The sequence below is a fragment of the Psychrobacter sp. 1U2 genome (assembly GCF_051847575.1).
The window spans coordinates 1-851 of record NZ_JBPYDC010000756.1 but is presented as its reverse complement, the minus strand read 5'-3'; the positions used below and the strand labels follow the sequence as shown (position 1 = coordinate 851).

At 38.8% G+C, this 851-nt stretch carries 1 protein-coding gene; it reads right to left on the bottom strand.

Translation table 11 applies throughout. The features are described from left to right. A partial coding sequence (locus tag ACS8FD_RS18550) for a c-type cytochrome (protein WP_439276926.1) occupies positions 1–413 on the bottom strand: 413 nt, incomplete at its 3' end. Positions 414–851 lie beyond the last annotated feature (438 nt).

The window sequence follows — 851 nt, the reverse complement described above, 5'->3', positions numbered from 1 at the left end:
CCAAAAGCATCTTCGATATCGCTGGCGCTGGTTGCCGTTGATGCCGCCATATTAAGCTCAGCACTGGCTTGTTGGAAATCTTCTGAACGAGCAATAAAATCATCGTTGTTGCTCCAAACTTCTTCTTTTGCATTACCAACAGCTTCAGCATCTACAAAATGATTCCAAGGGGTCTTAGACTCTTCCGCCAAAAACGCGGCTTGCTCTTGAAATACTTCAGCGTCAAAGGTATCTGGTTCTTTGACCATGCCGCCCATGACCTTCATTGAATCGCCATAATTTTTCATAATATCTTGACGCGCTTTAACATCAGGATGAGTAGGGCTGCTACAAGCGGTGATGCCAAGTGCCGCTGCCATAAGCGTAACGCAGAAGATTGATTTTATCGATTTGTTAGCGTGAACTTGTGTCATGTATATAACTCCTTTATACGTGGCTAATAGGAAGCATCTAACCAATGCCAATCCTTAAATGAGATGGTTATGTAAAATATAAAATAGACGCTTATAAACAATGGTTACTCATAAGTGTCTATTCTATATGCATTGTCTTTAATGTAACGGTGGAAGCTACGATAGATGTAGGTCTCTTGCGTACACTTTTGTAAGCGCATGTAACTTTATAATTAATAGCACTATAAAAATAAAGGTCAGCTATAAAAGCTGACCTTCATTCGTAATTGGATACGATGCTGTCCATAAAGAATAGACAGTTTATAAAATATCGTTAGGTATAAGCGCAATACAATGACCACTAGCAATACAATGACCACTATACGGTATAGATTATACTAAAAATACTGATTGACCATTGTAAGCTCCATTATGCCAACAAGGATTATAAAGTCAACC